This window comes from Allobosea eneae (assembly GCF_042657265.1).
Classification (GTDB): Bacteria; Pseudomonadota; Alphaproteobacteria; order Rhizobiales; family Beijerinckiaceae; genus Allobosea; species Allobosea eneae.
Genome location: NZ_JBHSLW010000005.1, coordinates 377,892 through 399,276 on the forward strand (window position 1 = coordinate 377,892; position 21,385 = coordinate 399,276).

Genomic DNA, 21,385 nt, shown 5'->3' on the forward strand with positions numbered 1-21,385 from the left:
ACGCTCCCGATGACCGCCCCGGACGATATCTTCGAGACGCATCGCCGTTTCCTGACCCGCCTCGCCTATCGCATGCTCGGCTCGGTCAGCGATGCCGAGGACATCGTTCAGGAGGCCTGGCTGCGCTGGCGTGATGTCCCGCAAAGCGAGGTCGAGGCGCCGCGCGCCTATCTCGCCCGCACCGTCACGCGCCTCTGCCTCGACCAGATGAAATCGGCCCGCAGCAAGCGCGAATTCTATATCGGCGCATGGCTGCCAGAGCCATTGATCGAGGAGATCGGCGCGGCCGAAGCCGATGCCGACACCCAGCTCGACGCCCCGATCGCGCTGATGCTGGCGCTCGAACGGCTCTCGCCGCTCGAGCGCGCCGCCTTCCTGCTGCATGACGTCTTCGAGCTGGATTTCGCCGAGATCGCCCGCACCATCGACCGCAGCGAAAGCGCCTGCCGCCAGCTCGCAAAGCGCGCCCGCGAGCATGTCCGCATCGACATGCCGCCGCGCAACACGATCGATCCCGCCGAGGCGAAGCGTTTCGTCGACGCCTTCTTCAAGGCCGCCCACAAGGCCGACACCAGCGATCTTCAGACGCTGCTGGCACAGGATGTCGCCTTCCACAGCGACGGCGGCGGCAAGGTGCTGGCAGTCATGAACGTGCTCTACGGCATCGATCGCGTCGCGCGTTTTTTTGCCGGTATCGCCCGCAAGGTGATCAGCCAGCAGAAATCGACCACTGTTTACAAGCCCGTGATGATCAACGGCCTGCCCGGCTATCTCAGCCTCAAGCGCGGCGAAACCCTGCAGGCGACGGCGCTCGACATCCGCGACGGCCGCGTCCATGCGATCTATGTCGTGCGCAATCCGGACAAGCTCCGGCACATCTCGCTGGCGGCAAGCTGAGCGATCACACCAGCCAGACAGCGCCGCCGATCAGCACCGCCTCGCCGGCGAGCACTGCCAGCATCACCCGGCGCCGCCAGGCGAGGACGATCGTGACGGCGACAGCCAGCGCCGCCAGCCTGACCGTCAGCGGCACCCCCGCGAGCGCACCGGGTGCCGCCAGCACCAGCTTGGCCACGACGCCGGCCAGCAGCGCCGTCGCGACCAGCCTGACCCATTCGAGCCAGGGCGAATTCTCGTCCAGCTTCCGCGCGAAGGCGACAGCGAGCCAGCGCCAGATCTCGGTCGGCAGCACCGCGAACAGGACGAGGGCGAGATAGGGCCACCATGGGCCATCCAGGAAGGCGATCGGCTGGGTCATGCGCCGGCCTTCCGCGCCTTGCGCCAGCGCTGGACCAGGAAGGCGATGCTGCCGCCGGCGATGCCGCTGGCGATCAGGTCGAAGCCGCCGCCGATCGCCCAGCCGGCTACTGGCGCAAGCGCCAGACCGAGCCCGATCGCAACCATGTCGCCGAGGCCGCGAACCCCGGCGACCATCGAGGACAGGAAGAAGATCGGCGTCAGGCAGAGCAATCCGGCCGCGACCGGCGCCGGCACCACGCCGGCGAGATGAAAGCCCGCATAGGTGCAGAACGCGCTGACAACGATCAGCGCATTGGCGAAGCCGAGGAAATAGCCGACGCGTTGTTCGGGCGGGATGTTCGGCAGCCGCCTGAGCGCCTCGACCCAGGCGGTGACGGCGACGAAATGCGCGATCAGCATCTGCTGCGCCACGCTCTGGCCTGGTCGGCGCAGCAGCGGCAGCAGCGCCACCGTCATCGGCAGGAAGCGTAGTGAGGCGAAGCCGATGGCGAGCGCGATCGCGCTCCAGGCGGCGCCTGCGGCGATCGAAGCGAAGAACAGCACCTGCGACGGGCCGGCCCAGACCAGGAGCGTCGAGAGTACGGCGGCCTCGACAGGATAGCCGACATCGCGCGCCAATGTGCCGACGCCCATCAGCGAGAGCCCGACAATCCAGGCCGGCAGCATCGCAGCATCGCGAAAACCGCGCGCCCAGGGTCGCAGCCATTGATTGGATGCTGCCTCGGTCATGGCGTGATCGTCCTGCGCCATCCAGGGCCTGCCGGCACCGTCCGTGGCAGGAGAACTCTGCCGCGGCTCAAGGAAGATTGGCGTGAGGATCGCATCATGGGACCGACGGACACAAAAAAGGCCCGCAGCGAGTGCGAGCTTTTTCGTTTAAGCGCATGATGCTCGTCGCATGACAGCCATGACGCCGCGCGCCCGCCCTGCGTCCGGCGCAGGCCGGATCAGAGGCTCTTCATCGCCAGCCCGATCAGCTCCTGGAAGAAATCCATAGCTTCCTTCGGGATGCCGCCGACGGCGCGATAACCGAGATAGAGCAGATAGAGGAAGGCCGGGACCATGATCCAGCCGAGCACCTCCTCGAAGATGATCCGGCGCCGGCGTCGGCGAGCCCGCTTTTCGAACCAGCCGAGCTTTTCCTTCGGCGCCGGAGCGGCCGCCGCAGCGGCGACCTCTCCTTCTTGAGCCCAGACGCTTTCCGACTTGCGCTTGAAGAACACCGGATCAGGCCTTGGTCAACGGAACCTTCGGAACGGTACGGACGCTACGCGCTGCTTTGGGCGGCTCGACTGGAGCATCCGGCTTCGGGCCGCGCTTCGCGCCACCCGATCCGGCCGACTTGGCCTTGCCTGGCGTCTTAGTCAACCCCTTGGCCCGCGGCTTGCGCGTGCGCTTCTCGGCCGCAGCGGCGACGTCCTTCTCCGGCTTGGGGCTCACCGGCCCGTCCGGGAATTCAAGACCGAGCACCTTGATGCCGGTCTCGGACTGGATCACCACCACCTTGACCGCGCCGCCATTCTTCAGCCGGCCGAACAGCACCTCGTCGGCCAGCGGCGTCTTGATCGTCTGCTGGATCAGGCGGGCCATCGGGCGCGCGCCCATCGCCTCGTCATAGCCGTTTTCGACCAGCCATTCGCGCGCCTCGTCAGAGAGCTCGATGGTGACGTTGCGGTCGGCGAGCTGCGCCTCGAGCTGCAGCACGAACTTGTCGACGACGCGGGCCACGACGGTCTTCGGCAGATGGCCGAAGGAGATCGTCGCGTCGAGCCGGTTGCGGAATTCCGGCGCGAACAGCTTGTTGATCGCCTCGGTGTCGTCGCCCTCGCGCTTCTGGCGGGTGAAGCCATAGGCATTTTTGGCCATGTCGGCGGCGCCGGCATTGGTGGTCATGATCAGGATGACGTTCCTGAAATCGACCTGTTTGCCGTTGTTGTCGGTCAGCTTGCCGTGATCCATCACCTGCAGGAGGATGTTGAACAGGTCGGGATGGGCCTTCTCGATCTCGTCGAGCAGCAGCACGCAATGCGGATGCTGATCGATCTGGTCGGTCAAAAGCCCGCCCTGGTCGAAGCCGACATAGCCCGGAGGCGCGCCGATCAGCCGCGAGACGGTGTGGCGCTCCATGTATTCCGACATGTCGAAGCGCACGAGCTCGACGCCGAGCGAGGAGGCGAGCTGGCGCGCGACCTCGGTCTTGCCGACGCCTGTCGGGCCGGCGAAGAGATAGCAACCGATCGGCTTCTCGCCGTCGCGCAGGCCAGCGCGGGCGAGCTTGATCGAGGAGGACAGCGCCTCGATCGCCTTCTCCTGGCCGTAGACCGAGCGCTTCAGCGTGGTCTCGAGGTTGCGCAGCACCTCGGCGTCGTCCTTGGAGACGGTCTTGGTCGGGATGCGCGCCATCGTCGCGATCGCCGCCTCGATCTCCTTGACGCCGATCGTCTTCTTGCGCTTGGTCTCGGTCACCAGCATCTGCGAGGCGCCGGTCTCGTCGATCACGTCGATCGCCTTGTCCGGCAGCTTGCGGTCATGGATGTAGCGCGCCGACAGCTCCACTGCCGCCTTGATGGCGTCGTTGGTGTAGCGCAGCTTGTGGAACTCCTCGAAATAGGGCTTTAGCCCCTTCAGGATCTCGATCGTGTCCGGCACCGACGGCTCGTTGACGTCGATCTTCTGGAAGCGCCGGACCAGCGCCCGGTCCTTCTCGAAATACTGGCGGTATTCCTTGTAGGTGGTCGAGCCGATGCAGCGCAGCGAGCCCGAGGCGAGCGCCGGCTTCAGCAGGTTCGAGGCGTCCATCGCACCGCCCGAGGTCGCACCGGCGCCGATCACCGTATGGATCTCGTCGATGAACATGATCGCCTTCGGGTGCTGCTCGATCTCCTTCATCACCTGCTTGAGGCGTTCCTCGAAATCGCCGCGATAGCGCGTGCCGGCGAGCAGCGTGCCCATGTCGAGCGAGAAGACGGTCGCGTCCTCCAGCACTTCCGGCACCTCGCCGCGCACGATCTTGAGCGCCAGGCCCTCGGCGATCGCGGTCTTGCCGACGCCGGGGTCGCCGACCAGCAGCGGATTGTTTTTCTGCCGGCGGCAGAGGATCTGGATCGTGCGCTGCACCTCGGCCTCGCGGCCGATCAGCGGATCGATGCGCCCGTCCCGTGCCTTGCGGTTGAGGTTGACGCAGTAAGCCTCGAGCGCGCTTTCCTTTTTCTTCTTGTCCTTGTCGCCGTCCTGGGCCTGCTCGCTGCGCTGTTCGCGCTGCTCCGGCTCCTCTTCGGCGCCACGCACGGGCCGGCTCTCGCTGGCGCCCGGACGCTTGGCGATGCCGTGGCTGATGTAGTTGACCGCGTCGTAGCGGGTCATGTCCTGCTCCTGCAGGAAGTAGGCGGCATGGCTCTCGCGCTCGGCGAACATCGCCACGAGCACGTTGGCCCCGGTCACCTCCTCGCGGCCGGAGGATTGGACATGGATCACCGCGCGCTGGATCACGCGCTGGAAGCCGGCGGTCGGCTTGGAATCGTCGCGACCGTCGGTGACGAGGTTGGTCAGCTCCGCATCGATGTAATCGACGAGGTTGCGGCGCAGCGTGTCGAGATCGACGCTGCAGGCGCGCATCACCGCTGCGGCATCCTGGTCGTCGACCAGCGCCAGCAGGAGGTGTTCCAACGTCGCATATTCGTGGTGGCGCTCATTGGCGAGCGCGAGGGCCCGGTGAAGCGCCTGTTCGAGGCTACGCGAGAAGCTCGGCAAGGTCAGCGCTCCCAATCCAGTTTCGAGAGGATGATGTTCAAAGCTACTTTTTCTCCATCACGCATTGCAGCGGATGCATGTGCTTGCGGGCGAGGTCCATGACCAGGGTGACCTTGGTCTCGGCGACCTCGTAGGTGAAGACGCCGCATTCGCCGACGCCGTTCTGGTGGACATGCATCATGATGCGCGTCGCTTCGGCCCGGTCCTTGTTGAAGAACCGTTCGAGCACGTGCACCACGAACTCCATCGGCGTGTAATCGTCGTTGAGGATCAGTACGCGATAGAGGTTGGGCTTGCGCGTCCTTGTCCGGGTCAGAACGGCGGTGCCGGTTCCGCTGCGGTCGCTATCGGTCGGGCCGGACGGCGCCCGCGGCTTCGAAGCCAGACGCGGCGCAAAAAGGGACCCGTTCCCGCGCGGCATATCGCCGGCTGGCAGGTCCTGATCGATCGGCGTCGTGGCTGCTTGGCTCAAGGTGTCCGTCCCGAAGGCTGACATCAAGATAGTGCTTCGCTCAGGAATTTACAGGCGTCTCCCCCGCTTCGCCAGCCCGTTCCGAGCGCATGCCACAGCAAAACACCCTTTTTGCATCGGACGAAGCAAAGACCAGGTCAGAATAGCCGGGCTTCTCAGGGCCTTGCGGAGCAGCCGCCTGCCTCAGGTTCGCCAGCGCAACCGTTCGGGAGCAAGCTCATTGTTGAAGGCGGCACCCTCCCGGCGAGCTGCGGCATAGTCGCGCTTCAGGCGGAAATACCATTGCGCGAGGCGGTCGGCCTGCCCGAGCAGCAGCATGGTCGGCTTGCGCTCCAGACCCTGCTGGGCGAGTTCGAGGATGCGCTGGTCCTGGCGCAGGAAGGCATGGCCCGCCCATCTGATCACCGGCGCGAGCGGCATGAGTTGCGGCAGGTCGGAGAGCAGCACATTGGTGAGCAGCGTCCGACCGCCATCGATCGGCGTGGCGAAGGTCGCATTGACGATCGCGCGCTCGCCCATGCGGATGCGCTCGATGCGCTGGCCCGGCAGCAGGAAATCGACCTCCGTCTGCGGCCGTCCCAGCAGGCGATAGCCGCGTGAATTGGCTGCCGCCTTGTGCGCCTTCATCCGGAAGCCGAAGGGCAGCGGCTCGAAGTCCTTGACCTTCTCGCGTGCCGTCGCGGTCGGCCGCCACCACCAGGAGTTATGGACATAGCCGACATGGCCGGGGTCGATCAGGCTGAGCACGCATAGATCATAGGAGGCCTCGACCAGCACCGAGACGGCGACGCGGCAACGCGTCTTGCCCGCGAGCGTCAGCACCGGCACCGGAGGCGCCTGCTCCGGCCGCGCGCCCAGATAGAGCCAGATGATGCCGTCGCTCTCGGCGATCGGGAAATCGCCGACCTTGACCTGGCCGGGATCGGCGACGTCGCCATCGACCAGCGTCGGCATCGACCGGCAGCGGCCATCGGCGCCGAAGCGCCAACCATGGAAGGGACAGGTGATCGCGACGCCGTCGAACCGCCCCTCGGACAGGGGCGCGCCGCGATGCGGGCAGCGATCGCGCAAGGCGAAGAGCTCGCCGAGCTTGGTGCGGCCGATGACGATCTGCTCGCCGAGAACAGTCACGCTCGCCATCGCGCCGGTCGCCAGGCTGCCGACACTCCTGACGCAGTACCAAGCCTCACGGGGCGGCTCGCGGAACTCGCTCGCCAGAGGCGCTTCCGCGGCACCCGATGTGTCTGCTGCGATGGTCGAACGGCTCATTGCGACTCCCGGCTCCTGTCGCCGCCGTCAGGCCGGACGCGACGCAGGCAGACAGCCGCCGGCCGGTTGCGAGAGCATTGCCGCACGGACAGGCAGAAGACAGCCGAAACGCAAACGCAAAGAAGCCCGGCCGAGGCCGGGCTTCTTGAAATTCTCAGGTGATCAGCTGCGGCCGGGCGAAGCCGGCCGCGCCAAAATCACTTGGCCGGGGTCGGAACGGCCTTGGCGACGATGCCTTCGAACGGCTTGTAGGCGTCCTTGGCGATCGCGGCATAGAGCTCGCCGATCTTGGTGACCTGAGCGACATAGCCCTCGAAAGCGGTCTTGACGTAGTCCGACTGGATCTCGATGGCCTTGTCGAGCGTCTTGACGCCGGCAAGCTTCTCGATCGCGGCGGTGCCGGCCTCGAACGACTTCTTGGCGTAGTCGGTGGTCTCGACGGCCAGAGCCTGCACACCCTTCGAGGTGGCGCCGAAAGCCTTCAGGGCGGCGTCGACGTTCTCTTTGGAAGCCTTCTGGATGGTTTCGAAATTCTGGATCATTGTTTCCTCCGACGCTCGCGGGCGCCGCCTCTGCTGACGAGCCTGACGGCCCAGGTTCCGTGTCCCCAAGGTCAGATGAAGGGCTCATCACCGGGACGACCCTGATATTGTGCACCGCAACATAAAAGTCAAGATCGCGCTGCAATGCATCACACGCAGACCCCTCCGGCGTGTGCCGGCGACGGTTTGCAACCTGACGGCTTTGAATAAGTTTTTACGCGCTTAACCGCTCCGTAACCGCATCCGCCTAACCTCCTCCCCTGTGTCCTTCGCGCCACGCTGCAAAGCCTGCGACGGACGGGTGGGTTAGTTGAGGCGAGTTGCATGGCTTCTGGTTGCGTTGGGTCCCGACGCGGGCGCTGGCTTGCGTTCATCGGGGTGGTGAGTGCTGCTGCCGTCGTGCTGACAGCGACGGTCTCTCCGGCCGAGGCGGCGCGCAAGAAGCGGCGCCATGTCTCGGGCGGCTACGCCCCGCCCTATGCGGCGATGGTCGTCGACGTGAAGAGCGGCCGCACGCTGCACGCCGTCAACGAGGATGCGCCGCGCATCCCGGCCTCGCTCACCAAGGTGATGACGCTCTATATGCTCTTCGAGCAGATGGAGCGCGGCCGCTTCAGCATGAATTCCGAGCTCAAGGTCTCGGCCTATGCTGCCTCGCAGCCGCCGACCAAGCTCGGCCTGCGCGCCGGCTCGACCATCGAGGTCGAGGACGCGATCAAGAGCATGATCACCCTCTCGGCCAACGACTCCTCGGTCGTGGTCGCCGAGGCCATCGCCGGCTCGGAAGAGGCCTTCGCCGAGCAGATGACGCGCAAGGCGCGCGCGCTCGGCATGGAGTCGACGCGCTTCTACAACCCGCACGGTCTGCCGAACTCGCCGCCGAACATCACCACGGCACGCGATCAGACCATCCTGGCGCGGGCGATCCAGGAGCGCTTCCCGAAATATTTCCCGCTCTTCCAGATGCGCTCCTTCCAGTACGGCTCGCGCACCATCCGCGGGCACAACCGGCTGCTCGGCCGCATCGAGGGCGTCGACGGCATCAAGACCGGCTACACCCGCGCCTCCGGCTTCAACCTGATGACCTCGGCCAAGTCGGACGGCCGCCAGATCGTCTCGGTCGTGCTCGGCGGCCGCTCCGGCGCCTCGCGCGACAAGATCATGGCCGACCTCGTCCTCGCCAGCCTGCCGCGCGCCAGCGCCGGCGGCCGCAGCGCCCCGATGATCGCCGAGGCCTCCGAGCCGCAGCAGGAGCGTTATCGTGCTCCGGCCCCCGCCCCGGCTCCCGAGCCGCTGGCTCGCCCGGCTGTGATCGCCCAGGCGCCCGAGCCCGCCCCGGCCCCTGCGCCGATCCCGGTGCCGCGTCCGCGCGCCGAGCCTGAAGTGCCCGCAGCGGCCCGCGCCTATGCCGCGACCACGACGACCGCCCAGATCACGCCGCCGCGCGCGCTGAGCGGCAGCGCCCAGGCGCTCGCCCTCTCCAATATGCGTCCGGTCGCCGCGACGACGACGCCGTCGGCGATGCGCTGGTCGATCGGCGCCGCGCCGGCCGAGGGCAAGGTGCTGCGCCCGCCGGCGAATGTCGACACCACCTCCTCGATCGCCAAGCTCGCCGAGCCGGCAGCCAGGGACGAGCTCCAGCCGATGCCGAAGAAGGTCGAGGCTCGCCTGCCCGAGCCGGCGCCCGCGCCGGTCAAGGTGGCGCAGGTCGCCAAGGCGCCTGAAGCCAAGACCGAAACCAAGCCGGTCGAGAAAACCGCGATCGCCTCGAAATGGGTGATCCAGCTCGGCGCCACCGACGACGAGGCCAAGGCCAAGGACATCCTGGCCCGGGCCCGCGCCAAGGCTTCCGGCTCGCTCGCCGACGCCTCGCCCTTCACCGAGAAGGTCGAGAAGGGCGGCGCCACCCTGTTCCGCGCCCGCTTCGCCGGCTTCGAGGAGTCCAAGGACGCCGAGAAGGCCTGCGCCCAGCTCAAGCGCGGCGGCTTCTCCTGCTTCGCAACCCGTAGCTGACCGGTCGGAAAAGGGATTCAGCCATGCTTTTTCAGCAAGGTATCCTTGGCCTGGTTGACGCGAGCGGCAAGCCCGCTGGTGCCGCCGGCATCCGGATGGATGCGCTTCATCAGGCTCCGATGGGCCTCGCGGATCGCTTCCTGGCCCGCCCCCGGCTGAAGCCCCAGGATCTCGTAGGCCTCCTCGTCCGACATCGCGCCCGGGCGCGCCGGGCCGCGCTGCCCCGTGTCGCGGTGACCCTCAGCGTCTTCACGCCATCCGGGCGCCCGGCGGTCGAGATATGCCTCTAGCAGGCGCGCCCCATCGGGATCGACGGCGAGGCATTCGCGCAGCAACGCGCTGAGGTCCGCGGGCGTGAGATCGTCGAGATCGCGACCAGCGAAGGCGCCCGCGACGACCTTGCCCTTGATACCGCCGCTATCGTGGTCGAGCTCCATCTCCAGCAGAGCCGAAGCGACCTTGGAACGACCGGCCGAGCCGGTCCCGCCCCAATCCTTCGCCCATTCCGGCATCCTCAGGCCGCCCGGCCCATAGGCGCTCCAGCCGAGCAGCCACGCTCCGAGGCCGCCGAGGAAGATCGCCATGTCAGGCCGGCCGCGCAGCATCAGCAGCGCCGCGACGCCCAGCGAAGCGACTCCACCCGCCATCTTGCTGAACCTGACCAGCTTCTTCGGATCGGCGCCCGCGAAGAGTTTCACCAGCCACCAGATCAGGATCAGCGTGGCGATGCCATAGAGCAGCGTCACGATCTGCAGCCCTCCATCGCCGACAGCAGCCTCTGCGCCGCGGGGTTCTGCCCGGCGAGCTTGAGGAGCGCTTCGCGGCCGCCGCTGGCATAGGCCGCAGCGCCACGCAGGAGATCGAGCAGGGAATTCGGCGCATTGACGTCGAAGCGCGCATGCGCGCCGCCGGTTAGCCGCGCCATCTCGGCGAAGGCCTTGCTGGCATCGGGATCGGCCCCTTCCTGAAACAGGAAGCCCTTGACGCCGCGCAGGCCGAGCTCGCCGGCAAGCGCGCAGAGCCGGTCGACATCTTCTTCCATCGCATCGCCGACATAGACGAAGGCGCGGATCGGCACCTGCCGCTCCTCGTCGCGGATATGCTTCAGCACACGTGCAATCTGCGTCTGCCCGCCGCGGCAATCGATCTTGTTCATCAGCCCGGTCAGGCGCTGCGGCTCGCCGAGCCAGCCCGAGGCGCGGCATTCGTCGAAGCCGCGGAAATAGACGAGCTGAACCGCGAGCCCACCGGTCTTCGCCGCGACCTCGAACATCTGGCCCTGCAGCGAACAGGCGAGATCCCATGTCGGCTGCCGGCTCATCGTCGCGTCGAGCGCAAAGACCAGCCGCCCGGCCTGCCCGGTCGCCAGCGGGGCGAGCTGCTTGGCTGAAGCGAGGAATCGGTCGATCTCGCCGGGCTTCGAGCGCGCAGAACTCTCGGCCGGGCGCGTCTCGCCCGCCTTGCCCACCGCCTTGCCGTTGTCGCGCGTCATGCTGCCTGCCGGGATTCGCCCATGCCCAAGATATTGGCCGCGCCGCCGGCATTTGCTACCCGTCCCCCAAGTTCAGGGAGAAGCGCTATGTCGCAGGTCGCGGTGTTCGAGACGGTCAAGGCGATGCGCGAGGCCGTCGCGGCCTGGCATGCCGCCGGCGAGAAGGTCGCGCTGGTGCCAACCATGGGCGCGCTGCACGAAGGCCATATCGCGCTGGTGACCGAGGCGCAGAAGCATGCCCGCCGCGTCATTGTCTCGATCTTCGTCAACCCGACGCAGTTCGCGCCGCATGAGGACTTCAAGAAATACCCGCGCACCTTCGACAGCGACCGCGCCCAGCTCGAAGCCGCCGACGCCGATGCGATCTATTTCCCCGCGGTCGAGGAGATGTATCCGCCGGGCTTCGCCAGCCGCGTCCTGCTGCTCGGCCCGGCCGCCGTCGGCCTGGAGGATCGCTTCCGCCCGACGCATTTCGAAGGCGTCGCAACGGTTTGCTGCAAGCTTTTCACACAGAGCAAGGCCGATTTCGCTGTCTTCGGCGAGAAGGACTACCAACAGCTCAAGGTGGTGACGCGCATGGCCCGCGATCTCGACCTCGGCATCGAGATCGTGCCGCTAGCCACGTTCCGCGAGGCCGACGGCCTCGCCATGTCCTCGCGCAACCGCTACCTCTCGGCCGAGGAGCGCGCCTTGGCGCCAACGCTGCACCAGGTGATGCAGGCCCTCGCCGCCCGCATCCGCAATGACGACCCGCTATTCCCCGCGGTCGCCGATGCGCAGAACGAGATCATCACCGCCGGCTTCGAGCTCGACTATCTCGAAGCCCGCCATGCCGACACGCTGGCGCCGGTGACCTCGCGCGCCGACGGCCCGATCCGGCTATTGATCGCGGCGCGCATCGGAGGAACGAGGCTGATCGACAATATCGGGGTGTGAGGACCAGCCGGTATCCGCATCGAGCCTAGCGAAAAACGCTCTTCGGCCGGCAAGCGATCGAAAGTACTTCGATCCCGGAGCTGACGAGCGCAACCATGGCAACCGTCTGGGCTTATCGTGAAGGCGCATTCTCGCGGACGGCCAGCACAGGCTGGAGCCATACGATCAATTTCACCAGCCCGTCCGACCTCGCTACGCAGATGGACGCAGCGAGCCTGAGAGGGCGGGTACAGCGCCTCGTCATCCTCGCGCACGGAAATCGACCCGGACAGCTGCTGATGGAGGGTACGCGGCTCGGAGCGACCAGCGCGGCCGTAATCGGGCGGCTCTACGCGCCCTTTCTGCGATCCGACGCGATGCTCGTCCTGATGGCCTGCATTGCCGGCGCGGGGGACGACGGATCGCTGTTCCTACGACGCTTGTCCACGGAACTGCGCGGCCGCGTGATCGTCGGTTTCAGCGCATACGGTGTGATCGACTCGTCTTTCGGGGGCGCCCTAAACCCCGGGAACGTGCAGGCCGCTCCCGGGCAACGCCCGGTGTCCGGCGCGCGGCTCGAGCCCTGGTCGCCCTGGGCGAAGTGGGCCCATGAGGACGTGATCGTCCGCCTGCCGGCCGACGAGCAGGAGAGCAATGCCGGTCACCGCTGCGCCAATCCGAATTGTCGAGGCCATGCCGCTACGCCCGCGCGCGGTCGCGTGCCGACGCTCCCGCATTGCCGGTATAGCGACTGGGGGCACGCCGCCGTTCTGACCGGCTTGAATCCTTGAGCGTCAGCGGGCTACCGGCCAATGCGGCTCGACGAGCCGATAGCCGCGTGTCCAGGCCGTTGCGAGTGGCTTCAGCCCGGCCAGCCGCCGGCCGCGGATCTCGACGCCGCGCGTCAGGTGCGCATCGAGGCGTTTGGCGAAGATGGCAATGCTGGCAAAAATCCTGAACATGGTGGTACACGTCATATGCGCCGGACCGCGATGGGTGGCGCTTCCACCATGATGTAGGCGGCCTCGCATAAGGCTTCGAAGCGTTTCGCAGGCGCCGGCCTAAGCGCGGCGTAAAGCCTACAGCAGCCCCAGCTCCGCCAGCTCGCGCCGCATCTGCTCGGGCATGACGCCGAGATCGCCGCTGCGGCCATCGATATCGCGCGGTGCGTCCTTGTCCTGAAGGTAGCGCCAACCCTGGAACGGCCGGAACGGGCGCGGCTCGACCGGTACCACCACCGGCTCCATCACCAGATGGCAGCGGCCGATGCCGTCGCCATCGGTGAAGGGGCGGATGGCGATCAGGCGCTGGCGCGCGCAGACCTGGCCCTTGATCACCCAGTAGAGCGAGCCGCCATTGACGATCTCCTCGACCCGCTTCGGCACCATGCGGGTGGTGTGCAACTGCTCCAACGGCTCGCCCCGGGCTCGGCGCTGCGCCTGCCGCTCGGCGATCCACTCTTCGAGATCGCTGATCGATTCGGCGCCAACGCAGAGCTTGAGGATATGGAGCGGCATGGCGGGCAACCTAGTCCTCGCCGGCCCGCCTCGCCAGAGCCCGTGGCCTTCCTCCACAACCGCGCCACGCCGGGGTGACCCGCAAGGTCGCGGCCATGACGTCGCCGCTCGCGCAGGCTACTAAGGCCACCGACCCGAACGGAGACACGACATGCGCGGACTGCAAGGCAAGGCCATTCTCGTCACCGGCTCGTCGACCGGCATCGGCTACGCCATGGCGCAGCGGCTGATCGCCGAGGGCGCCAAGGTGCTGATCCATGGCCGCGAGCAGAACGAGGTCGACACCGCCTGCCGCAAGCTCGGCCCTTCTACCTCGGGTGCCATCGGCGACCTCGCCGAGCCGGCGACCGCCCAGGCCCTGGTCGACGCGACGCGCAAGGCCTTCGGCCGCATCGACGGCCTCGTCAACAATGCCGGCATCTATCCCCGCGGCGTGCTGGGCGAAACCACCGCCGCCTTCTTCGACCATATCTTTGCGATTAACACCCGAGCGCCCCTGCTCTGCGCCGAGGCGGCGATCCGCGCTTTCCGCCTGCAGAAATCCGGAGGCGCGATCCTCACCGTCGGCTCGATCAACGCATATTGCGGCAATTCCAACCTCACCGTCTATTCGATGTCGAAGGGCGCGCTGATGACGATGACGCGCAACCTCGCCAACACGCTCGGGCGTGAGCACATCCGGGTCAACCAGCTCAATGTCGGCTGGACATTCACTGCCAATGAAGATGCGACGCAGCAGCGTGAGGGCAAGAAGCCTGGCTGGGAGAAGGAGGTGCCGCTCGAGTTCGCCCCCTTCGGCCAGATCATGCAGCCGGCCGAGATTGCCGCCCATACCGCTTTCTGGCTCTCGGAAGAAAGCGGCCATGTCTCCGGCCAGATCTATGAGGTCGAGCAGTTTCCGCTGATTGGTCGCGGCCGCGCGGCGGACTAACCTCCAGCGTCATTGCGAGGAGCGCAGCGACGAAGCAATCCAGAGCGGCTCGCGCAATCGCCCTGGATTGCTTCGCTTACGCTCGCAATGACGGAACAGACGACCGACGATGCCGACCGATGCCTTTTCGCCCTGGCTGATACGCTGGAACCTCGAACCAGCCGGCGAGCCGATCAGGACGCATGCCAGCCAGCTTTTGCCCGTCCTGCACCAGAGCCAGCCGGCCATGCTGAAGCTGCCCGAGGTCGAGGATGAGCGGCGCGGCTACCTGCCGCTCGAATACTGGAACGGCGATGGCGCCGCCCGCCTCCTCGCCCGTAGCGAGCATGGCGAGGCGATGCTGATCGAGCGCGCCACCGGCTCCCATTCGCTCGCCGCCATGGCTCGCAGCGGCGCAGCCGGCGATGATAAGGCGACCGCAATCCTCTGCGACGCCATCGCCGCCCTGCAAAAGCCGCGCGGCCCGGCGCCCTCCGGCCTGATCCCGCTTGAGATCTGGTTCAAGGACCTGTTCCCGATGGCGCAGGAGCGCGGCGGCATCCTTGCCCGCGCGGCCGCGGCGGCGAACGAGCTCCTGCCGGCTCAGCGCGAGATCGTCCCGCTGCATGCCGACCTGCACCATGACAATGTGCTCAATTTCGAAGCCAAGGGCTGGCTCGCCATCGACCCGAAATCGGTGATCGGCGACCGCGCCTTCGAATACACCATCCTGTTCTGCGATCCCGACCTCGCCGATCCGCAGCCGCCTGTCGCGACCGTGCCCGGCTATTTCGAGCGCCGGCTGGAGATCGTGCTGGCGAAATCGGGCCTGGAACGCGAGCGCCTGCTCAAATGGATCCTGGCCTGGTGCGGGCTCTCGGCCGCCTGGGTGTTCGGCGACGACGACGAGCCGGCCATCGAGCTCTTCATCGCCGAGCGGGCGAGGGTCGCGCTCGACGCAGGCTAACTTGACCCTCACATCGCGTGAGCCCCGATAAGCCGGCGCGAGACGGGTAAGGAGGCGGGCCGGATGCGGCGCACGGTCAAGCAGATGGCGAAGGCGTCGGGGATCAGCGTGCGCATGCTGCACCATTACGACGCCATCGGCCTGCTCACGCCGGCCGAGATCGGCACGAACGGCTATCGCTATTACGGCCAGGCTGAATTGCTGCGCCTGCAGCAGATCCTGTTCTATCGCGAGCTCGGCTTCCCACTCGCGACGATCGGGCGCGTCCTCGACGATCCCGGCTTCGCGCTGGAGGCCGCGCTGCTCGCCCATCGCGACAGGCTCGGCGCCGATATCGCCCGCTATCGCCGTCTCATCCGAACCATCGACCGCACGGTCGAGACCTTGAGACAGGAGACGAGCATGGCAGACGATAGGTTCTTCGAGGGCTTCTCGCCGGAAAAGCAGGCGGAATGGGAGACCGAGCTGAGGGCGCGTTTCGGCCCGGAGGCCGAATCCGCGTTCATCGACGCGAAGGAGCGCATGGCGGCGCTAGACGCTGACGGCCGCAAAGCGCTGGTCGAGGAGATGGATACCCTGCACTCAGCCTTCGCCGACCTTGCCGAACGCCGGGTCCCACCGACCGCGCCGGAAGCGCAGGCATTGACCGCAAGGCACCATGCCTGGGTCTGCCGGAGCTGGACGCCGACGGCCGATGCTTATGCCGGCTTGGGACGTCTCTATGTCGAGCATCCCGATTTCCGCGCCACCTTCGAGGCGGTGCGGCCGGGCCTCAGCCTCTATCTGGCGCAGGCCATGGCCTGTTACGCCGAGACGATGCTGAGTCCCGGCGAGCGCTGACGCCTGCTCATTCCCCGAGCACCACCACCTTCGCGCCCTCGGCCACCTGCGCGCCCGGCTCGGCGCCGAGCTCGGTAACGGTGCCGTCGCGCGGGGCGGTCAGCACATGCTCCATCTTCATGGCTTCGACGATGGCGAGGCGCTGGCCCTTCACCACCGCCTCGCCGGCTGTGACGAAGAGCGCAATCAGCTTGCCGTGCATCGGCGCCTTGATCACGCCGCCAGCACCGGCGACCGCATCGAGATCGACGCTGAACGGATCGAACAGCGCGACGGAGGTCTGGCGGCCGCGATGTAGCGCGAGATAGGTGCCTGCCTCGGCCCTAGCCAGCGTCACCTCGTGCTCGCCCTCATCGAGCGGATGGCCCGGCAACGAGACGCGCGCAGCGTCGCCGTTCCACTCGATCCTGGCCTCGATCCGCTCGCCATCGACCAGCAGCGGCAGGCCGAGCGCCGGACGCGGCATGATCGAGAAGGCGTCGGCATCGAGCCAGGGCGACTTGGCCTCATCGCCGGTCCGCTCGATCGCGAGGTCGAGCAGCGCCACCTGCCGCTCCTCTTCCAGTTGCAGGGCGGCCGCCGCGACAGCGGCCGCATCGAGCGGCTGCAGCTCGGCCCCGAGCGCCTCGATGTTGCGCTCGATGAAACCGGTGTCGAACGGACCCTTCCGGAAGCCCTCCGCCTCGGCCAGCTTCTTCAGGAAGGCGAGATTGGTGCGCGGGCCGGCGACAATGGTCTCGCCGAGCGCGAAGGCGAGATGGTCGAGCGCCTCGTCGCGGGTGCGGCCATGCGCGATCACCTTGGCGATCATCGGATCGTAGAACGGCGTCACCGAATCGCCGGCCTCGACGCCGGTATCGATGCGGATGTCCTCGCTCTGCGGGAACTGCAGCGCCCAGAGCTTGCCGGTCGAGGGCAGGAAGCCCTTCTCCGGATCCTCGGCATAGAGCCGCGCCTCGACGGCGTGCCCTTCGGCGCGGACATCCTCTTGACTGAAGCCGAGCGGCTCGCCGGCCGCGACCTTGAGCTGCAGCTCGACCAGATCGAGCCCGGTGATCGCCTCGGTGACGGGATGCTCGACCTGGAGGCGGGTATTCATCTCCATGAAGTAGAAGCGGTCGGCCCTGAGGCCGTCGCGCCCGTCGGCGATGAACTCGACCGTGCCGGCGCCGACATAGCCGACCGCCCGCGCCGCCTCCGTCGCCGCCTTGCCCATGGCGGCGCGCACCTCGGGCGTCATGCCCGGCGCCGGCGCCTCCTCGATCACCTTCTGGTGGCGGCGCTGCAGCGAGCAGTCGCGCTCGTAGAGATGGACGACATTGCCATGGCTGTCGCCGAATACCTGGATCTCGACATGGCGCGGCGAGAGCACGTATTTCTCGACGAGCACCCGCGCATCGCCGAAGGCGTTCTTGCCCTCGCGCTGGGCACTGGAGAGCGCATCGGCGAAGTCCTCGTGCCGGTCGACCTTCTTCATGCCCTTGCCGCCGCCGCCGGCGACCGCCTTGATCAGCACGGGATAGCCGATGCGCTTGGCCTCCTGGCTGAGGAAATCGACGCCCTGCTCGGCGCCGTGATAGCCCGGCACGACCGGGACACCCGCCTTCTCGACCAGTGCCTTCGCCGCATCCTTCAGGCCCATGGCGCTGATGGCGGAGGCCGGCGGGCCGACGAAGACGATGCCCGCCGCGGCGCAGGCCTCGGCGAATTCGACATTCTCGGAGAGGAAGCCATAGCCCGGATGGATGCAGGCCGCTCCGGCTTGCTTGGCGACCGCGAGAATCTTCTGTGCATCGAGATAGCTCTCGCGCGCCGGCGCCGGGCCGATCCGATAGGCCTCGTCCGCCATCTCGACGAACAGCGCCTGCGCATCGGCGTCGGAATAGACCGCGATGGTGCGCAGGCCGAGCCGCCTGGCGGTGCGGATCACCCGGGAGGCGATCTCGCCGCGATTGGCGATCAGGATGGAAGGCAGTTTGGCGGCAATCGACATGGGCGCATCCTCGAACCGATGCCACCGTTATAGCCCAGCCTGCCCCCATGTCTGCGCCTTGTTGCGCAGGGTGCGGATGGGCGCTTGCACCAGATCTTCCCAGTCATTCCGGGGCTTCGCGCAGCGACGAGCCCGGAACCCATGACCACGACACAGCCAAGCAGGCCGCCGAACTCGTTGCAGTCCTCTTCTGGAACGTTGTGTTCATGGGTTCCGGGCTCGCGCCTGCGGCGCGCCCCGGAAAGACGACGCGCCTCAATCCAGCAATCGCAGCCGCCGCCCCAGCTTCAGCGTCACCGTCGTCCCGACGATCAGCCCGAGCGCGAACACCCAGCCCGAGACCGCCCCGGCCGAGATGCCGGAGAGTACCGTCCCGACCGTGCAGCCAAGCCCGAACACTGTCCCCCAGCCCAGCAGCACGCCGCCCAGCAGACCCCGCAACACATGCCCGCCGGTCGGCCGCCTTGGCTTGAACTCGCCCGCCGCCAGCGCCGCAGCGAAGGCAGCCGCGACCAGCCCGGCGACGAAGAGCCCGTTCGGCGTCAGCAGCGCATCGCGGATCAGGGTGGCGCAGCCGCGGAAGCTGTCGAGCCCTTCAAGCCTGTCGGGAAGCCAGTGGAACGTATTCGCCAGCTGCCGCGAGCGCGAGCCGAGCTCGGCGGTGACGCCGAGCGGCGACAGGCGAAGATAAGCTGCGACGCCAATCAGCCCGACGAAGAGCCCGCCGAGCCAGGCCGGCCAGCGCCGCAGGAAGATCGCAGCGATTGGGTCGGCTGGTGCGTTCTCCGATGCACCCTGCCCGCTCGGCCCGCCGGCCCGCAGCAGCCACCATGCCGCCGCGCCGAGCACGGCGAGCCCGGCCAGCAGCGCCCCGCCATAGCCGAGCTGGCGCGGCAGCCAGAGCACCGGCGACTCCGAGATCGTCAGGAGATAGAGCTCGTTCCAGCTCAGGAAGCCGAGGATGAAGCCGAGGCCTGCGCCGATCAGCGCGAAGGGCGAAGTCGGCGAGCCCTCGCCCAGCCGGTAGAGATGCGCACTGATGCAGGAGCCGGAGATCGCCATGCCGGCACCGAAGGCGAGCCCCGCCAGCAGCAGCGCCGGGCCGACCGGGCCGATATGCGCCGTCGGCGGCAGGCGCGTGCCCGACGGATCGGGCAGCCAGGCGCCATAGATCAGGGTGTAGCCGGCAAGCCCGACCGCCAGTGCGGCGAGGATGCCGAGCAGCCCGCGCGAATCGCGCCGGTCGAGCCAGTCTTTCCAGATGCAGAAGAAACAGAAGCGCGCCCTCTGCAGCACGAAGCCGAAGGCAGCGCCCAAAATCAGCGAGAGCTGGCGCTGCGGCGCCGGATCGCCATGGCGCCCGACCAGATAGATGGACATTGCGATCGCTACGGCGACGACCGCTGCCGCGATGTAGCGCAGGGGCGGCAGCCTGATCGGCTCCGCCCCCGCCTGCCGGCGCGCCAGCTCATAGTCCAGCGCGCCGCTATCGTCGGAGATGCTCATCAGGGAGCTTACTTGCCGCCCCAGACGGTGCCGGCCGGATTGCTGATCGGCAGCCCGACGACATTGCCGTATTCGGTCCAGGAGCCGTCATAATTGGCGGCCTGGTAGCCGAGCACGCGCGTCAGAATGAACCAGGTGTGGCTCGAGCGCTCGCCGATGCGGCAGGAGGTGATCACCGGCTTGGAGCCGTCGATGCCGACCTCGGCATAGAGCTCCTTCAGCTCTTCCGGCGACTTCAGCGTGCCGTCGGCCTGGTTGACCGCCCGCGCCCACGGCACATTGACCGAGCCGGGGATATGGCCGGCGCGCAGCGCCAGTTCCTGGAAGCCGGCCGGGGCGATGATCTTGCCGGAGAATTCGTCGGGCGAGCGAATATCCAGAATGCGGGCGTCCGACTTCTTCTCGACGCTGGCGACGACGTCGGTGAGGCGGGCGCGCAGCGCCTTGTTCGGCTCGCCGACAGTAAAGCTAGAGGCCTTGACCGGCACCGGATTGGTCGCGACTGGGCGCTTCTCCAGCTCCCATTTCTTGCGGCCGCCATCGAGCAGTTTGACGTTGTCGCGCAGCCCGTAGATGTCGAACACCCAGGCGCCCCAGGCGGCAAACCAGTTGTTGTTGTCGCCGTAGAGGACGACGGTCACGTCCTTGTCGACGCCGAGCTTGCGGGCCAGCGCCTGGAACTTCTCGGGACCGGCGATGTCGCGCGAGACGGTCTCGACCAGGTCGGTATGCCAGGCGATGTTCTGCGCGCCGGGGATATGGCCGCGCTCATAGATGCCGGGCTCGACGCTGACCTCGACGATCCTGACCTTGGGATCGCTGAGGTTCTTCTCCAGCCACTCGGTCGAGACCAGCGGGCCGGACTGTGCCAGCGCCGCGCCGCCGAGCACGAGGCTTGCGGCCAGTGCAGCCACGCCGTGGCGGATGAAAGACAGGACGGACATTCTGGCGCTCCTTGGCGCCGAAAGCGCCGGGATATCGGCGCGTTTCGGCATGAATTGCAGGGACTGCCATGATTTCGCCACGCGGCTCGCCGGAGAAGCCGGACAGCATTTTTTTGTTTGCCATCAAGGCGGAAGAACTGGGTCGTACGATCTTGGTCTAGGGAGAATATTCTCCTTTTGCTTCGACCTTGGTTCGATCCTGCGACTGTGTGGTCGCCCGCCAGATCGCCCAGCTCGCCTGGAAGCAGAGGAAGGCGACGAAGAGGTCGAACAGATATTCCGGCCAGCGCACCGGGAGCAGGCGGGCGGCGAGGCCGAGCAGCGCAAAGCCCGTCGTCGAGATCGCATCGTTGCGGGAAGACAGCCAGGTCGCCTTGATCACCGGGTTCGGCTCGGCCCGGAAGCGCCAGAGCACGCCGATGATGAGATAGGCGATCAGGATCGCGCTCGCCGCCGAAAAGCCGAGCGTGAAGAGCTCGATCGGCCGTGGCCGCAGGATCTTGTCCCAGAGATCGTAGAGGGTGTGGAAGCCGGCGACGGCCATCACCGCGCCGATGCCAAGCGCCGCCAGCTTTTCGGCCCGATCGTCGCGGCCGAAGACCAGCGCCGCGATGCCGTAGAGCGCGACGTCGTAGACCCAGTCGACGCCGTCCTTGAACAGCTGGTTGTTGCCCACGGCAATCGCCCAGAGCACGACATTGCCGGCGAAGATCAGGATGCCGAGCGCGATGCCCCAGATCGTCAGGCGATAGGCCCGCCCGACTTTCGGATCGACCGGCGCGGCGTGGCCGGGTTCGCTCTGAGTCTCTGCTGAATTCTCAAGGCTCGCCACTGGATGCTCCGCACCGCGCAGGGCCAGTCTCGCCCAATCAGCCTGCACAGCAAGCCAAACTTCCTTCCCAACGCACCGGGCGCATGTTTAGCTGGCACGACGCAACCTCAGGGAGAAAATGACCTAGGCACCGCTTATCGAGCGAGACGCTGTAGGCGGCCGC

22 protein-coding genes are annotated in these 21,385 nt (G+C 67.2%); 7 read left to right on the forward strand and 15 right to left on the reverse strand.

The features are described 5' to 3' along the window. Positions 1-9 precede the first annotated feature (9 nt). The gene (locus ACFPOB_RS03195) at positions 10-897 is read left to right on the forward strand and encodes a sigma-70 family RNA polymerase sigma factor (RefSeq protein ID WP_377795845.1); all 888 of its coding nucleotides are present in this window, start codon (positions 10-12) and stop codon (positions 895-897) included. Between the two features lie 4 nt (positions 898-901). Here ACFPOB_RS03195 and ACFPOB_RS03200 read toward each other — a convergent pair whose 3' ends face one another. The 7 genes from ACFPOB_RS03200 to ACFPOB_RS03230 all read right to left on the reverse strand — a co-directional run bounded on the left by ACFPOB_RS03200 (position 902) and on the right by ACFPOB_RS03230 (position 7,293). Further along, positions 902-1,258, reverse strand: a complete 357-nt coding sequence (locus tag ACFPOB_RS03200; protein ID WP_377795846.1) for an AzlD domain-containing protein — start codon at positions 1,256-1,258, stop codon at positions 902-904. Beyond that, entirely contained in the window at positions 1,255-1,989 is a 735-nt protein-coding gene (locus ACFPOB_RS03205) for an AzlC family ABC transporter permease (RefSeq protein ID WP_377795848.1), read from the reverse strand. The genes ACFPOB_RS03200 and ACFPOB_RS03205 overlap by 4 nt, the downstream gene beginning before the upstream one ends. 218 nt (positions 1,990-2,207) lie before the next feature. Continuing rightward, positions 2,208-2,483 carry a hypothetical protein gene (locus ACFPOB_RS03210; protein ID WP_377795850.1) on the reverse strand — a complete coding sequence of 92 codons (276 nt, stop codon included), beginning with the start codon at positions 2,481-2,483 and terminating at the stop codon, positions 2,208-2,210. Between the two features lie 4 nt (positions 2,484-2,487). Beyond that, the gene (gene clpA, locus ACFPOB_RS03215; protein WP_377795852.1) at positions 2,488-5,010 is read right to left on the reverse strand and encodes an ATP-dependent Clp protease ATP-binding subunit ClpA; all 2,523 of its coding nucleotides are present in this window, start codon (positions 5,008-5,010) and stop codon (positions 2,488-2,490) included. Between the two features lie 43 nt (positions 5,011-5,053). After that, positions 5,054-5,431: an ATP-dependent Clp protease adapter ClpS gene (clpS, locus tag ACFPOB_RS03220; RefSeq protein ID WP_377796056.1), complete on the reverse strand. Its 378-nt coding sequence runs from the start codon at positions 5,429-5,431 to the stop codon at positions 5,054-5,056. 234 nt (positions 5,432-5,665) lie between these two features. Further along, positions 5,666-6,751, reverse strand: coding sequence for a Rieske 2Fe-2S domain-containing protein (locus tag ACFPOB_RS03225; RefSeq protein WP_377795854.1), 1,086 nt, complete (start codon positions 6,749-6,751; stop codon positions 5,666-5,668). 197 nt (positions 6,752-6,948) lie between these two features. Then, positions 6,949-7,293 (reverse strand): phasin family protein, encoded by a 345-nt coding sequence (locus ACFPOB_RS03230; protein ID WP_092161949.1) that lies wholly within the window; start codon positions 7,291-7,293, stop codon positions 6,949-6,951. A 324-nt stretch (positions 7,294-7,617) separates the two neighbouring features. Between ACFPOB_RS03230 and ACFPOB_RS03235 the strand changes: the two genes are divergently transcribed. After that, on the forward strand, positions 7,618-9,306 hold the full coding sequence (locus ACFPOB_RS03235; protein ID WP_465248446.1) for a serine hydrolase: 1,689 nt from the start codon (positions 7,618-7,620) through the stop codon (positions 9,304-9,306). 17 nt (positions 9,307-9,323) lie between these two features. On the opposite strand, the gene ACFPOB_RS03240 is transcribed toward ACFPOB_RS03235, so the two are convergent. Further along, a complete protein-coding gene (locus tag ACFPOB_RS03240) occupies positions 9,324-10,052 on the reverse strand; it encodes a DnaJ domain-containing protein (protein ID WP_377795857.1) in 729 nt (242 codons plus the stop codon). Next, entirely contained in the window at positions 10,049-10,798 is a 750-nt protein-coding gene (locus ACFPOB_RS03245; protein ID WP_377795859.1) for a VWA domain-containing protein, read from the reverse strand. Before ACFPOB_RS03245 ends, ACFPOB_RS03240 begins: the two co-directional genes overlap by 4 nt. Positions 10,799-10,885: 87 nt before the next feature. On the opposite strand from ACFPOB_RS03245, the gene panC reads away from it, so the two are divergent. Together panC and ACFPOB_RS03255 are read left to right on the forward strand one after the other, a co-directional pair. Further along, complete coding sequence (panC, locus tag ACFPOB_RS03250) at positions 10,886-11,734, forward strand: pantoate--beta-alanine ligase (RefSeq protein WP_377795861.1); 849 nt, start codon at positions 10,886-10,888, stop codon at positions 11,732-11,734. Between the two features lie 95 nt (positions 11,735-11,829). Next, positions 11,830-12,504, forward strand: coding sequence for a hypothetical protein (locus ACFPOB_RS03255; RefSeq protein ID WP_377795863.1), 675 nt, complete (start codon positions 11,830-11,832; stop codon positions 12,502-12,504). 3 nt (positions 12,505-12,507) lie between these two features. Here the strand turns inward: ACFPOB_RS03255 and ACFPOB_RS03260 are convergent, their stop codons facing one another. Both ACFPOB_RS03260 and ACFPOB_RS03265 read right to left on the reverse strand, forming a co-directional pair. Then, positions 12,508-12,675: a hypothetical protein gene (locus ACFPOB_RS03260; RefSeq protein WP_377795864.1), complete on the reverse strand. Its 168-nt coding sequence runs from the start codon at positions 12,673-12,675 to the stop codon at positions 12,508-12,510. A 117-nt stretch (positions 12,676-12,792) separates the two neighbouring features. Further along, positions 12,793-13,230: a DUF1489 family protein gene (locus ACFPOB_RS03265; RefSeq protein ID WP_377795865.1), complete on the reverse strand. Its 438-nt coding sequence runs from the start codon at positions 13,228-13,230 to the stop codon at positions 12,793-12,795. 151 nt (positions 13,231-13,381) lie between these two features. On the opposite strand from ACFPOB_RS03265, the gene ACFPOB_RS03270 reads away from it, so the two are divergent. From ACFPOB_RS03270 to ACFPOB_RS03280, 3 genes are all read left to right on the forward strand, one after another. After that, positions 13,382-14,161, forward strand: coding sequence for an SDR family NAD(P)-dependent oxidoreductase (locus ACFPOB_RS03270; protein ID WP_377795867.1), 780 nt, complete (start codon positions 13,382-13,384; stop codon positions 14,159-14,161). Between the two features lie 109 nt (positions 14,162-14,270). Further along, complete coding sequence (locus ACFPOB_RS03275; protein WP_377795868.1) at positions 14,271-15,107, forward strand: aminoglycoside phosphotransferase family protein; 837 nt, start codon at positions 14,271-14,273, stop codon at positions 15,105-15,107. Between the two features lie 63 nt (positions 15,108-15,170). Then, positions 15,171-15,947, forward strand: coding sequence for a MerR family transcriptional regulator (locus tag ACFPOB_RS03280; protein WP_377795870.1), 777 nt, complete (start codon positions 15,171-15,173; stop codon positions 15,945-15,947). Positions 15,948-15,954: 7 nt separating this feature from the next. Here the strand turns inward: ACFPOB_RS03280 and ACFPOB_RS03285 are convergent, their stop codons facing one another. The 4 genes from ACFPOB_RS03285 to ACFPOB_RS03300 form a co-directional block, all read right to left on the reverse strand. Continuing rightward, entirely contained in the window at positions 15,955-17,940 is a 1,986-nt protein-coding gene (locus ACFPOB_RS03285) for an acetyl/propionyl/methylcrotonyl-CoA carboxylase subunit alpha (protein WP_377795871.1), read from the reverse strand. A 255-nt stretch (positions 17,941-18,195) separates the two neighbouring features. Then, entirely contained in the window at positions 18,196-19,446 is a 1,251-nt protein-coding gene (locus tag ACFPOB_RS03290) for a YeeE/YedE family protein (RefSeq protein ID WP_377795873.1), read from the reverse strand. A gap of 8 nt (positions 19,447-19,454) precedes the next feature. Beyond that, entirely contained in the window at positions 19,455-20,390 is a 936-nt protein-coding gene (locus ACFPOB_RS03295) for a sulfurtransferase (protein WP_377795874.1), read from the reverse strand. Between the two features lie 157 nt (positions 20,391-20,547). Next, complete coding sequence (locus ACFPOB_RS03300; protein ID WP_377795876.1) at positions 20,548-21,222, reverse strand: cation efflux transmembrane domain-containing protein; 675 nt, start codon at positions 21,220-21,222, stop codon at positions 20,548-20,550. Positions 21,223-21,385 lie beyond the last annotated feature (163 nt).

Bases quoted from the DNA above. Each gene is read 5' to 3' on its own strand.
- ACFPOB_RS03255 (WP_377795863.1), top strand. From the start codon at position 11,830: ATGGCAACCGTCTGGGCTTATCGTGAAGGCGCATTCTCGCGGACGGCC.
- ACFPOB_RS03280 (WP_377795870.1), top strand. From the start codon at position 15,171: ATGCGGCGCACGGTCAAGCAGATGGCGAAGGCGTCGGGGATCAGCGTG.
- ACFPOB_RS03275 (WP_377795868.1), top strand. From the start codon at position 14,271: ATGCCGACCGATGCCTTTTCGCCCTGGCTGATACGCTGGAACCTCGAA.
- ACFPOB_RS03205 (WP_377795848.1), bottom strand. From the start codon at position 1,989: ATGACCGAGGCAGCATCCAATCAATGGCTGCGACCCTGGGCGCGCGGT.
- ACFPOB_RS03245 (WP_377795859.1), bottom strand. From the start codon at position 10,798: ATGACGCGCGACAACGGCAAGGCGGTGGGCAAGGCGGGCGAGACGCGC.
- ACFPOB_RS03295 (WP_377795874.1), bottom strand. From the start codon at position 20,390: ATGTCCGTCCTGTCTTTCATCCGCCACGGCGTGGCTGCACTGGCCGCA.
- ACFPOB_RS03200 (WP_377795846.1), bottom strand. From the start codon at position 1,258: ATGACCCAGCCGATCGCCTTCCTGGATGGCCCATGGTGGCCCTATCTC.
- ACFPOB_RS03195 (WP_377795845.1), top strand. From the start codon at position 10: ATGACCGCCCCGGACGATATCTTCGAGACGCATCGCCGTTTCCTGACC.
- ACFPOB_RS03225 (WP_377795854.1), bottom strand. From the start codon at position 6,751: ATGAGCCGTTCGACCATCGCAGCAGACACATCGGGTGCCGCGGAAGCG.
- ACFPOB_RS03285 (WP_377795871.1), bottom strand. From the start codon at position 17,940: ATGTCGATTGCCGCCAAACTGCCTTCCATCCTGATCGCCAATCGCGGC.
- ACFPOB_RS03235 (WP_465248446.1), top strand. From the start codon at position 7,618: ATGGCTTCTGGTTGCGTTGGGTCCCGACGCGGGCGCTGGCTTGCGTTC.
- ACFPOB_RS03265 (WP_377795865.1), bottom strand. From the start codon at position 13,230: ATGCCGCTCCATATCCTCAAGCTCTGCGTTGGCGCCGAATCGATCAGC.
- ACFPOB_RS03260 (WP_377795864.1), bottom strand. From the start codon at position 12,675: ATGTTCAGGATTTTTGCCAGCATTGCCATCTTCGCCAAACGCCTCGAT.
- clpS (WP_377796056.1), bottom strand. From the start codon at position 5,431: ATGCCGCGCGGGAACGGGTCCCTTTTTGCGCCGCGTCTGGCTTCGAAG.
- panC (WP_377795861.1), top strand. From the start codon at position 10,886: ATGTCGCAGGTCGCGGTGTTCGAGACGGTCAAGGCGATGCGCGAGGCC.
- ACFPOB_RS03270 (WP_377795867.1), top strand. From the start codon at position 13,382: ATGCGCGGACTGCAAGGCAAGGCCATTCTCGTCACCGGCTCGTCGACC.
- ACFPOB_RS03230 (WP_092161949.1), bottom strand. From the start codon at position 7,293: ATGATCCAGAATTTCGAAACCATCCAGAAGGCTTCCAAAGAGAACGTC.
- ACFPOB_RS03290 (WP_377795873.1), bottom strand. From the start codon at position 19,446: ATGAGCATCTCCGACGATAGCGGCGCGCTGGACTATGAGCTGGCGCGC.